This window comes from Methanobacterium sp. (genome assembly GCA_016222945.1).
GTDB lineage: Archaea > Methanobacteriota > Methanobacteria > Methanobacteriales > Methanobacteriaceae > Methanobacterium_D.
In genome coordinates, this window is record JACRPY010000004.1 from 517,844 (window position 1) to 530,267 (window position 12,424).

The following is a 12,424-nucleotide window of genomic DNA, read 5'->3' on the forward strand; positions in this document are numbered from 1 at the left end:
TTATTTTTCTTTTTTTATATAAATTTAAAATAGACTGCTTTTCTATTTTCTAATTAAGTTAAACTGTTTAAAATACTTAATTGCAATGAATTATTTTTAGATATTCTCAAGTTAAAAAAATAATTTTTTTAAATTTCCATTGCTTGATGATTGCTATGCATTAACTATTTATGAGTCGATCAAAAAAGCATAATTTATATGATACCCATGTCCTTTATAAATCCTTTATCTGATGAAGGAAAACAAATAGTCCGTAAAGATGGTGGAGATTTAAACAGGATATTTGACGAAAATGACATGCTCATAGAAACCGTTAGTTCTATTAAATCTCAAGACATATCAGACGATGCATATATTCCTCGAAATTATGTTGATCTTGTTATTAAAAGGATTGAATGGTATGTTGAGAAAAAAAGTGATTTAAAATACAATTTTAAAAAATTTGCTTTTTTATTTGATGCTAAAATTACAAAATTCGATGTAATTTCTTTTTATATATTATGTCAGGCAGTTGGAGTAAAATTTGGCCCTAATTCCAGAGAAAGCAGAGCCATAGTTGAGTTACAAGGACAATTAATTGAAAACAGGCTTGAAGAATTAATTACAAGTGAAAGAACAGAAATTACAGAGCAGATAATGAACAATCTTATTCTTCAAGACAAAATCAAGTGGACACAGCTTGCTGATCTTATTAGCTCCAAAAAAATAAGTATGCAAGACCTGGTTTTAAAGGATGGAAATGTTATATTGGACTTTGAAGATTATTTAGAAGAATTTAAAGACGAAGTTATGCACAGGCAGCCTGAAAAAATGTATAACCTTCTAATTGGAAACCGGGTTAAAGAACTTATTATCATTAAAATGATTATGCAAAACACTGAAAATTATATAAAAAGTGTGCATGAACAGATGAGTACTGTTGAACCAAATCCTACATTGTTAAAAATTGCGGGTGAGATTTCTGAAGTTTTATCCAAAGAAATACGTTATTATGGTAGCGGTTCAGGAGATGGAGATGTTAAAGCTTCCCCCTTAAATGTTGATCTGTTACCTCCTTGCATCAAACATGCTTTAGACGGTATTAAGTCAGGTGGAAGGAATGAAGTAATTGTTTTGTTTTTAACACCATTTTTATCATACGCTCGATTGTATCCATCAGTTTTCAGGAGCAATACTTCATTAAAAGTTTCTGATGTTGATGCAGATCTTAAAATTACTAAAAATGAGATTTTACCCATGATTCATGACGCTGCAGATAGATGCAGCCCTCCTCTCTTTGATGATCAACCTCAAGAAAAGGTTAATATTAATGCAAAACTTGGTTTTGGAATGCATAGTGAATTAAAACTTCAACATGAAGGAGAAACCACATGGTACACCCCTATGAGCTGTGAAAAAGTTAAATTAAATATGCCTGGTTTATGCAAGCCAGACGAAACATGTAAGGGCATAACAAATCCATTATCCTATTATAATAGAAATATGAGAACAAAATAAGATTATTTAGGTAAAAATACCAAAAAAGGCCAAATCTATGGAAATGTTTAAACAAGCAACTCTTGAGGAACGTAGAAAATACTATAGAGAAGAATGGGATATTAAACAAGTCCCTGATTTCATTGGAAATTTTATAGAGAATCGGGAGTTTGGATTTGATCACTTTGGCAGAGGCCCTAATGATAGATATAAAGTTTTTAGCACTCTAGATTACCTAAAAAGGTTTTTACGGTCTAAAACTCCTTTTGCAGCCTATTGTTCTGTAGCATATTACCAAAAACCGCGTCGAAGAGATGGATGGATGAAATCAGAGCTTGTTTTTGATGTTGATGCTAAAGATATTCCTATAAGAACCTGTGGATGCGATGATGTATGTGAAATATGTTTAAATGAAGCTAAAGAAATTGTGGGCGGACTTATAGATACATTAAAAGGAGATTTAGGTTTAAAAAATATGCATCTAATCTATTCTGGCAGAGGTTACCATATAAGAGTTATTGATGATGATGTTATGGGATTGGGCAGTGATGTGCGTTCTCAAATCTTAAAATACATTGTAGGGGCTGATGTTCCTAAGGATAAATATGATGATGCTGCTGGAATCTATGATTTACAGCATTTTTCCATTCCATTGGGTTATCCAAAGGTATTTACTCAAAGGGTTAAATATGGGATTTTCCATTTAACTGAGGATTCTAAACTTGATGATGTTAATTTAAAACTCTTAAAAGACGTTATTAAATATAGAAATCTTTTAGAAGATGATGAATGGGGTTTATTTAAAAATAGAATTGGGCCATTGAGATACAAGAAAATAATAAAAGGAATAGCATCATTAAATATGAGTTTAGTTGATGCTAAAGTCTCAATTGATCTTAAAAGAATTTTAAGACTCCCATCATCCTTGCATTCAAAGGTTAGTATGAGATGCACTGAAATTAAAAATATTGAAACTTTTGACCCTTTTAAAGATGCTGTACCCAAGTTTGTCTGGGAAAGAGAAGACTGATAACCCTATTTAATTCAACGGCTCAAATACATACTCTTATGTAGATATTCACAGAAAAATAGCAGCATATTCTCATTACATTCAGAAGACTCTAAAAATTCTAAAATATCAATTATTTGATGTTCTTTTAAGATTTCATTCTTTATGTGTTTCCCAAATTTAAGATATCCTATTTTATTTTTATTTAAAATATCTTCAATGAATAATTTGGCGTCCTTATATTCTCTTTCAATTTCTACAACCCAGCGGTCATCTTCAACAAAAGTTTTACCATTATATTTTTCTAAAAATCTTTCTTGATGAGTTTTTGACCATACAAAAGGACCGTAATGTTTTTTAATATTTGGAAGCTTCCATGTTTCCATTTCAATTAATATTAACACATTGTTCTTTTCGTCTGTCCATGAATCAGCGTCAAAGACCTTAAACTCTTCTCTTTCCAAGACCCCTCTTATTGAATTTTCAGTTTTTTTAATTTGAGGATAAAGTGCATCTGCAGGGATTTGAGGCGATTTAAATTTAATTATGAAACTATTTGTTTTTCTTTGCTTAAATTCATTTTTAATAACATTTAAATCAAGTTTTACATCCATATCAGCAAAATACTCTTCTTTTGGATTTGCTAAGAAGTTTCTTGAAGAAATTATAAATTCAGATATTTTTTGAAGGGTTAAAGCTGCTGAAACATTCCTATTTTTATCTGTAGGGTCAATAACAATCATTGGCTCGCTGAATTGTTCTCCAGTGCCATATTTTTCTATGTCTATTACGGTTTTAGGATGCCATTTTTCACTTGCAGCCTCCAAAACTCCTATAAATGAACCATAATTAATAATTAAGAGTTCACAGAGATATCCTGAAAATCCCCCTACTTTAAACTCTGCCCCATAAGTATGGATGGACTCTGTGAATTTTTTAAGTAATAAAACTTCATCTTTTTTTTCTGGTTTTAACTTGCTTTTTACATATTCAGTGTGTAAAATAGTTCTATCTACTGCTGATTTAAGTTCATGAGCACCATTAATAGTGTAACATGGCACGAAATCAACATTTAATCCTTCAATAAATCCTGTAACATATGGATGAGATGCATATCGTAATTCATGCTTTCCATTCATTTTTTTAATAGATTCAAGGCCTAAAAATAATCCTTGTTCTTTAAGAAGAGCTTCATCAACATTTAAAGGAAATTTCATGAAAATATCAATGTCTGCTTTTCCATGAAGCCATGTTTCTTTAGCTACTGAGCCTACAAGCACAGCTTCTGCAGATATATTCATTTCTTTTGCTATTTTATTTATAATATTGAGTAACTTGCCTGATAATAACATTACTTTGTCATTTTCCTCTTTTGTAGGTTTTATTACCTTCAATACTTTCTCTAAATTTATATTTTCCAAAATAATTCACCTGATTTTAATTATCAATTTTAAAAAGCAAGCTAAATTCAAAATATAAAAAAACTCATTATTTTAAATCAAACTCTTTTAATGTAGTATAAATAGGTCCAAGAGGTGTTAAATCGCTTTTCTTTAAAACAAGCTTATTTATAACCATTTCTCCTATTTCCACATCTTCTAATTCTTTAAGTTTTGATAAGAGCTCTTCTTTATTTCCTGCTCCTTTAACACGACCTATTGTAAGATGTGGAATGTAACTTCTCTCTTTTTTAAAGCCCATATTTATAAATTCAGTGTCTAAATCTTTTTGAAGAGTTGAAAACTGTTCAATATCTTCCATTCCCAGCCAGAGCACTCGTATATATTTTTCACTTGGGAATGCCCCTGATTTTTTGATATTAACTTCAAATGGTTTATAATCTTGTATTTTGTTTTCTACTACTTTAATGATGTCTTTAGCCTTTTTTTTATCTATTTCACCGAAAAATTTAAGCGTATAATGCAAATTTTCGGTTTCAACATATTTTACAGGCGCTTCAGATTCTGAAAACTGTTTTTGTACGGCTGCTATCTTACCAAGAAGTTTTTCATCAATTTCTACGGCTAAAAATACTCTCATAACTTACACCATTGCAATGTTTTTTATTCTATCTAAACTCTCTTGAGGAGTTTCAACAGTATTTAACAAATATACATCAAGCTTTAAAAATAATTCTTTGAAAAATTCTTTTCTTAGCTTAAATTTACGCTCATCTTTTATTAATTGGTGAGGATTACAAAAATCATTATTTAACATGTAATTTAAAGCTTCATCTGGACTTAATTTTTTAAATGCTGGATTTTCTTTGTTTCGCTCTAAAAGAACTATTTTTTTTAATGTTGAACTTTCCCTGATGCGTCCATTGAATAATGTATTCACATCAGCAATGCCCCTTCCTTTTTTATCAAGTTTAACTTGATTTATTTCTTCAGCAAAACATTTCCAAACATCTGATATATCATCTCGGATATATGAGTTTTTTTCTGATGAATAAATCACAACTGCATTTTCAAATAACCTTACAAAAAACCAGTCATCAGATATATAGTTAAAATCATCATTCTGGAGCAATCCATAGGTTAATGTTGTTTTTCCAGTTCCTGGCGGTCCAATTATAACAATAGCATGTCCATTATAATCTATTGAGGATCCATGAACTGAATATCTTCTGTGGTTTGAATGATAATCTTCAAAAAAATCAGAGATAGTAGCAAGAGCTATACTTTTAACCCAACCATAATAATCACAATTTAGTATTATAGATGATTTTCCAACTGGATCATACATAACCTGCAATTTCTCACTTTCATCTAATGCAAAAACTTTTGAATGAGGCCTTATATCCTCATTCATGAATTTGAAGTTATCTTCCCATTCATCTTTAAAGTCTTTGTTGTCAGTTAAAAGTTTTACGCATGCTCCATGAATATTTGCTTTTAGCTCGTATTTTACTTTTTCTGTCAGTTTATCAGATAATTTCTGCCTACTTTCTGGATCTATTATCTCAACTTCATATCCTGACATTTTTATCCCACTTTCTTCTAATTTTTCATTAAATAAAAAAGGATATCAAACATATTACTTATTTTTCAATGATACTTTCTTCAATAGACATTCCAAAATGTCTTGCACCTTTATCTAAATAAATCATTACTTTATCGCCTACTTTAATGTCTGCTACTGATATGGGAGTTCCATCTTCTCCAACAAGTCGTATGGTTTCAGCATTTTGAAGTAATGTTTTTAATTTGATACCATCATATTCAGCTTCAATAAGCATTAGTGGCCGTTTTTCAATTTTAACGCGCCCTGCAACAGTAGTTTTTGTATTTCCATCCTTATCTACTGTTAAAAGCTCGTCTCCTGTTTCTATTTCTGAAAGATATTTAGTTTTGTTATTAGGAGTCATTACATATGCATGAACTGGCCCTGCATTTACTCTAAATGGACGTGATGCTACATATTCACTTTCAAGAGACTCGCTATGAACAAGGAACAAACCTTTGGAGTAAGATCCTATGAGCATTCCTTCACCTACGTTCATCATCGAACATGTGTCAATACAAACCCTATCTCCTGATCCCACAGGTTTTATAGTGGTTACTGTTGCAGCTTTCAATTCATAGTTTTCAGATTCTATTTTTTCCAGTAAAGCTGCTACCTTTTTAATTTGATGAATATCTGAAGTATAGAGTAATATACCATCAGTACCATGTTCTAATGTTTCAAGAGCGAGTTTAGCTTCATCATAATCTGGAACTGCAGCAATTAATTTAACATCTTCATTCTGTAAGTCAGCGATGATGTTTTCAAGTGGAATTATTTTCCAGTCACTTCCAACCAGGATCACATAATCAGCAACCCTGCCCACTTCTCTGGCAAGTTCTTCATGTTTCTTGCTTATAATCTCAATATATGATGCAACTTTTTTCCCTTTTCTTTTAAAACCAGTAATAGCTGCTAAATCTTTTGATTCTGATAAATTTTCAGGTATTTTCAGTGTGCCGTCGCCTTCGCCGTTTTTTCCTACAAGGACTATTTCCGCCTCATCACTGTCTGAAATGATTTTAATATTGCCCAATTTCATTATTTCAGTGACATTTTCAAAATCCACAGCATGATCTATTCCTGATTCCAGTGCCGTAGTGATAATTCCCTTTTTTTGGTCCCAATCGGTGCCTTCTGCCATGATCCATGCAAATTTCATAGGTTTAACCTTCTATTTAGTGTGAAATTTATTTTAATTGATTAATTTAATCTTCAATTATTTTTAATGCGTCTTGTACATCCATGTTGTTGTGAACTATCTCTGCAATTGCTCTTGTGGTTTTTCTTGAGGATGCTGCCTGGAAAATGTTTCTTCCAATAGCAACACCTGCCCCTCCAACATTGACAGCGTTTTTAACCATTGTTAGGAGTTGTTCGTTTGTTTCAACTTTAGGACCGCCTGCAATTACCACAGGAACCTGGCACCCTCCAACTACTTCTCTGAAGGTTTCAGGGTCTCCAGTATAATTAGTTTTAATTATATCTGCCCCAAGCTCTGCTCCAGCTCTTGCTGCAAGTTTTACCACTTCTACATCGTGTTCATCCTTAATTTTTTCGCCTCGAGGGTACATCATTGCAATTAAAGGCATTCCCCATTCATCACAAATTTCTGAAGTTAATCCTAATGTTTGAAGCATTTCTGGTTCCATGTCAGATCCAACGTTTACATGTACTGAAACAGCATCTGCACCTATTTTCATGGCTTTTTCAACTGTTGTAACCAGAACCTTATGATCTGGGTCAGGCCCTAATGATGTACTTGCTGATAAATGAATAATAAGTCCTATATCTGTGCCATATCCTCTGTGACCATTGTCTACCATTCCTTTATGCATTATAACTGCATTTGCTCCTCCACTTGCCACTTCATCAATGGTTTCACACATATTTTCTATTCCTTTAACTGGCCCTATAGATACTCCATGATCTACAGGAACAATTACCGTTCTTCCTGTCTTTCTGTTTATTATTCTTTCAATTCTAATCTTTTTACCAATCATTTAGATACCCTCCTACTTAATTTTAGATGACCAGAGCGTGAATTCTTTTAATCCTGGCGGGACACCGTCCTTGCCTGATGATTCCAACCATCCGTATTTAGATTTTATTATTTCCTCTGTTTTCGATGAATGTATGAAGTCAAGTAGACCTCTATTTCTTATTATTGTTTCTCGGGGTTTTAAACTTGATGCCCAAATGAAAAAAACCTTAAAAGTTGTATCTGGATGATAACCCCCTCCCAGATCTACAGAAAGTACATCACATGTCTTTATTTTTTTTAGAATATCTTCTAATGTTTCATGAAGTCTTACATCAGCTTTCCTAAACTCTACATTAGTATATTCGCTAACTAAAGCTTCCATCTTTTTAACTGATTCTGGACTGTTATCAATAGCAATGATTTTACCTTTTGGGGCTAGTTTAGAGATAATTTTTGTGGAATTTCCCACATGACATCCCAGTTCAACCACGATATCTTCGCTTTTTATAATATCTTTTAAAGCTTCCCTATATACTTTAATATCATAGACCACTTTTATCATAAAATTCACTAATTTTGTATTTATATTAAATATTAAAAACTTTAAGCTAATATACTTAGAATTTAACCTTGAAATATTTAAATTAGCCTCCCTTGCTTAAAATTTTCATAAAGGAGAAAATATTACAAATAATTAAAAATTTCAGTTAGAATATTATAATCCCATTTATAAATTTAAAATACGTCCCATAAATATGTTTAAATAACATTAAAGACTTAATAATATCTAATGAATTGATTTAGCCTGTAAAAACAATTAAAATGAGGGGAATTTTATGAAAACATCGGAAATATTAGGTAAAAAAGTAATTGATAAAAATGCATATGAAGTGGGAAAAGTCCATGATTTCGATTTAGACACTAAAAAATGGAGTATTAATGGCATATATGTGTCATCAGGAATTTTAGGGTCTGATTTTAGAGTTTCAATCGATGAAGTAGATAAAATAGGGGATTTCATTATTTTAAAAATTGAAAAGAAAAAATAATTAAAAATCTAATTTTTATCCTTTTTAATCTAAGTTCTCTGCAGCTGACTCACCAGCGAGATAACCTGTTGAAAAAGCTTCTTGTAAATTATATCCTCCACTTGGTGCACAGAAATCTATAATTTCGCCTGCAAAATAAATACCACTAACTATTTTTGATTCCATTGTCTGTGGATTGATTTCTTTTTTCAAAACTCCCCCACAAGTTACCATTGCTTTATCAATTGATAATGAATCAGTTATTGTTAAAGGGAACGCTTTTAATAGATTTAAAATTGAATTTCTTTCTCCTTTAGTGACTTGATTTGCTTTTTTCTTTGGATCTATTCCTAATAACTCTGTAAAGATTGGGATCATTCTGTTTGGTATGAAAAGTTTCATTAAATTCTTAAATTCAGTTTTGCTTCTATTTTCAAACTCACTTAACAACTTCTCTTCAATTTCTGGAAATGTCATTTCTGGTTTTAGATCAATAAAAAGACTAACTGTCTCATTTTTAAGAATTGAAACTATCTCATTACTAATATCTAAAACAAGTGGTCCTGATATTCCATAATGGGTAAAAATTAGGTTCCCTTTATCTGAAATTATCTTCTTTTTTCCATATTTAAATGTGAGACGTACGTTTTGAAGTGTTATTCCCTGTAATTCCTTAATCCATGTTTCACTGGCTTTTAGGGGAACTAATCCTGGCTTTAATGGTGTTATTTTATGGCCCAGTTTTTTAGCAATTTCAAATCCATCGCCTGTGGAACCTGTTGAGGGATATGAAACTCCTCCAGTAGCCAATATAACTTTTTTTGTCGCTATATGATTATCGTTTCCTAAATCCAGGCTAAAATAATCTTTTTTCTTTTTAATTTTTATTAATCTGGTGTTGTAGTCTCTTTTAACCTTATTTTCAGATAAATAATCTTTCAAGACCATTATAACTGATCTGGATTTATCTGTAACTGGAAACACGCGTCCATTTTCCTCAACTTTTAATTTCAATCCTCTATCTTTAAAAAATGACATTAATCGTCTGTTTGAGAAAGTGGCGAATGCTGATCTAAAAAAAGCTCCATTTTTACCAAATTTTTCCATAAATTCATCTAACGATGCAGTATTTGTGATATTACATCTGCTGCTACCTGTGATTTTAAGTTTTTTACCTAATGTATCATTTCTTTCTATTAAAATCACGTTTTTACCCAGTTGCCCTGCTCTAATTGCTGCCATCATTCCTGCAGGCCCTGCACCAACTACTGTTATGTCATAAAGTTTCATAAATAGTTCCTTTTATTTCATTTTCTTAAAATAAATAAAAAATAATGTTAATTCCCATGTTTGAATATCTTTTTTAAAAATTGGAATTATGGAGTTAACCGTCTCCTATCCCTTGGGAATAAAACAGTTTCTCTTACATTTTTTACGCCTGTAATACACATTGTGAACCTTTCAGCACCAAGTCCCCAACCTGCATGCGGCGGCATTCCATATTCAAATGCTGCAAGATATCTTTCAAATGATGCAGGATTTAAGCCCTGTTTTTTAATTCTTTCAACCAGGAGATCGTATTTATGCACCCTTTGGGCTCCTGAAGATATTTCAAGGTCTTTATACATTAAATCAAATGCATAACTCTTTTTAGGATCTTCTTCACTTGGCATTACATAAAAAGGCTTGATACCTGTTGGCCAACCAGTTATAAAATAATATCCATCCATAGTTTCTCCAATAGCTTTTTCAGCTGCCCTTGAAAGGTCTTCACCATGTTTCATGTTTACGCCTTTGGAGTTTACAATGTCTACAACATCATCATAATCTACCCTTTCAAATGGAAGCTCAGGTATTTGTAGATCAACTTCTAAAAGTTTTAATTCATCTTTGCAGTGTTCTGCAACATCGCCAAGGGCTGTGTGCACAAGTCCTTCCAATATGTTCATCACGTCTTCTTGATTACAGAATGCTGCTTCAAGATCTATTGAAATTGCCTCGTTTAAATGTCTTAATGTGTCATGCTCTTCTGCTCTAAATATCGGTGCTATTTCGAATACTTTATCGAATCCTGTGGCCATCATCATCTGCTTGTAGAGTTGTGGGCTTTGTCCAAGGAATGCTTCTCTTTCAAAGTAAGTAATAGGGAATAATTCAGTCCCACCCTCTGTTGCTGATGCAACTAGTTTAGGTGTGTTAATTTCAATGAATTCACCCATTTCCAGGAAATTTCTAACAGAATGAAGCATTCTACTTTTTATTTTAAATATAGCACTTCTTGAAGGTATCCTAAGGTCCACATATCTTGAATCTAAACGCGTGTCTATTTCTGCCCTTACTTTTTCTGTTGTATCTAATGGCAGAGGCAATTTAGATTCATTTAATAATTTTAATTCATTTGGAATTATTTCATAGCCACCAGGAGCTTTTGATGATTCCTGTACTATTCCTTTAAATGCAACTACAGATTCTTTTCTTAATTTTCTTATTTCATCCAGCAATTCCTTTGAAATTTTCTTACTTGGAGCTGTAATTTGTATTGTTCCATCCCTATCCCTTAAAAGTAGGAATATAATTCCTCCAAGGTCTCTTATTTCATGAATCCATCCAATAACTGTTATTTCTTCACCGCTTAATTCGGGATCTATTCTTTTTGAGTAATGAGTTCTTCTCCAATCTCCTAATGAATCTGTCAATTAATTCACCTCTAAAATAGTTAAATAAAATTTAATTTCTAATTTTTTGATATTCTCTTTTTAAATGATTCTGCATGAGCATAAAGACCTTCATATTCAGCAAGAGTTATAACAACATCCTTTAAATTTTCCACACCTTCCTTTGAAAGACGTTGGACTGTTGGTTTTTTTATGAAAGACTCTGTGGAAAGTCCAGAATACATTCTGGCACATTTTGAAGTTGGCAGAACATGATTTGTTCCAGAACCATAGTCTCCTGCTGCAACAGGTGTTAGTTCCCCTAAAAATATTGATCCTGCATTCTTAATATCCTTTAATATTTCTTCAGGATTTTCTGTCATAATAATTAAATGTTCTGGAGCATATTCATTTGCAAAATCCACAGCATCCTTAAGAGAATCAGTAATTATGATTTTTCCATATTTTTCTAGGGATTCTTCTATTATTTTACTTCTTTTCATATATTTAATTTTTCCTAATATTTTTTCATTAACTTCATTTGCAATGTCTATTGATGTTGTAATGAGAGCACATGCTGCATTTGGATCGTGTTCAGCCTGAGCTAACATATCATAAGCAATGAATTCAGAATTAGCGCTTTTATCAGCTATTATTAACACTTCAGATGGTCCTGCAGGGAAATCTATATCTACATCACCATATACTAACTTTTTTGCTGCTGTAACAAATATATTTCCAGGACCGACAATTTTATCGGTTTTAGGCACACTTTCTGTTCCGTAAGCCATTGCTGCAATTGCCTGAGCTCCTCCAACTTTGTATATTTCATCTGCTCCCGCAATATCTGCTGCAACAAGCACCATATCATTTACACTACCATCAGACATGGGTGGAGTGCAGCAGATTATTTTATTAACTCCTGCGATTTTTGCAGGTATTATAGTCATTAAAACTGATGACGGATAAACAGCTCGCCCTCCCGGAATATAACAGCCTACAATTTCAATGGCACGAATTATCTGACCTGCCATAACTCCTTTATCTACTTCTTCGTACCATTCTTCAGGCATCTGCGCTTTATGGAACTTTTCAATGTTTTTTGCAGCCTTTTTAAGAGCATTTAGCACTTCACTTTCGACTTTATCGTAACTACTTTTAATTTCATCTGCACTGACTTTAAGATGATCTAATTTAACATTGTCAAATTTTTTTGTGTAATTTTTTAGAGAATCATCCCCATTTTCCCTTACATTGTGAACTATAT

12 protein-coding genes are annotated in these 12,424 nt (G+C 32.1%); 3 read left to right on the top strand and 9 right to left on the bottom strand.

The annotated features are described in order from the left end of the window. Positions 1 to 198 precede the first annotated feature (198 nt). Both HZC47_08490 and priS read left to right on the top strand, forming a co-directional pair. Entirely contained in the window at positions 199 to 1,497 is a 1,299-nt protein-coding gene (locus tag HZC47_08490; GenBank protein MBI5680916.1) for a DNA primase, read from the top strand. Between the two features lie 43 nt (positions 1,498 to 1,540). Continuing rightward, positions 1,541 to 2,506 carry a DNA primase catalytic subunit PriS gene (gene priS / locus HZC47_08495; protein ID MBI5680917.1) on the top strand — a complete coding sequence of 322 codons (966 nt, stop codon included), beginning with the start codon at positions 1,541 to 1,543 and terminating at the stop codon, positions 2,504 to 2,506. Between the two features lie 14 nt (positions 2,507 to 2,520). On the opposite strand, the gene cca is transcribed toward priS, so the two are convergent. The 6 genes from cca to HZC47_08525 all read right to left on the bottom strand — a co-directional run bounded on the left by cca (position 2,521) and on the right by HZC47_08525 (position 8,037). Then, the gene (cca, locus tag HZC47_08500) at positions 2,521 to 3,906 is read right to left on the bottom strand and encodes a CCA tRNA nucleotidyltransferase (protein ID MBI5680918.1); all 1,386 of its coding nucleotides are present in this window, start codon (positions 3,904 to 3,906) and stop codon (positions 2,521 to 2,523) included. A 67-nt stretch (positions 3,907 to 3,973) separates the two neighbouring features. Beyond that, positions 3,974 to 4,525, bottom strand: coding sequence for an RNA 2',3'-cyclic phosphodiesterase (gene thpR / locus HZC47_08505; GenBank protein MBI5680919.1), 552 nt, complete (start codon positions 4,523 to 4,525; stop codon positions 3,974 to 3,976). Positions 4,526 to 4,528: 3 nt separating this feature from the next. Continuing rightward, complete coding sequence (locus HZC47_08510) at positions 4,529 to 5,470, bottom strand: hypothetical protein (GenBank protein ID MBI5680920.1); 942 nt, start codon at positions 5,468 to 5,470, stop codon at positions 4,529 to 4,531. Positions 5,471 to 5,528: 58 nt separating this feature from the next. Continuing rightward, the gene (locus HZC47_08515) at positions 5,529 to 6,653 is read right to left on the bottom strand and encodes a 3-dehydroquinate synthase II (protein ID MBI5680921.1); all 1,125 of its coding nucleotides are present in this window, start codon (positions 6,651 to 6,653) and stop codon (positions 5,529 to 5,531) included. A gap of 46 nt (positions 6,654 to 6,699) precedes the next feature. After that, positions 6,700 to 7,494, bottom strand: coding sequence for a class I fructose-bisphosphate aldolase family protein (locus HZC47_08520; GenBank protein MBI5680922.1), 795 nt, complete (start codon positions 7,492 to 7,494; stop codon positions 6,700 to 6,702). 12 nt (positions 7,495 to 7,506) lie between these two features. Continuing rightward, positions 7,507 to 8,037 (bottom strand): methyltransferase domain-containing protein, encoded by a 531-nt coding sequence (locus tag HZC47_08525; protein ID MBI5680923.1) that lies wholly within the window; start codon positions 8,035 to 8,037, stop codon positions 7,507 to 7,509. A 274-nt stretch (positions 8,038 to 8,311) separates the two neighbouring features. On the opposite strand from HZC47_08525, the gene HZC47_08530 reads away from it, so the two are divergent. Continuing rightward, positions 8,312 to 8,524 (top strand): PRC-barrel domain-containing protein, encoded by a 213-nt coding sequence (locus HZC47_08530; GenBank protein MBI5680924.1) that lies wholly within the window; start codon positions 8,312 to 8,314, stop codon positions 8,522 to 8,524. Positions 8,525 to 8,548: 24 nt separating this feature from the next. Here HZC47_08530 and HZC47_08535 read toward each other — a convergent pair whose 3' ends face one another. The 3 genes from HZC47_08535 to hisD form a co-directional block, all read right to left on the bottom strand. After that, on the bottom strand, positions 8,549 to 9,793 hold the full coding sequence (locus tag HZC47_08535; GenBank protein ID MBI5680925.1) for an NAD(P)/FAD-dependent oxidoreductase: 1,245 nt from the start codon (positions 9,791 to 9,793) through the stop codon (positions 8,549 to 8,551). Between the two features lie 86 nt (positions 9,794 to 9,879). Next, positions 9,880 to 11,199 carry an aspartate--tRNA(Asn) ligase gene (gene aspS, locus HZC47_08540; protein MBI5680926.1) on the bottom strand — a complete coding sequence of 440 codons (1,320 nt, stop codon included), beginning with the start codon at positions 11,197 to 11,199 and terminating at the stop codon, positions 9,880 to 9,882. A gap of 38 nt (positions 11,200 to 11,237) precedes the next feature. Then, positions 11,238 to 12,424, bottom strand: a 1,187-nt coding sequence (gene hisD, locus HZC47_08545; protein ID MBI5680927.1) for a histidinol dehydrogenase, incomplete at its 5' end; no start/stop codon positions are given.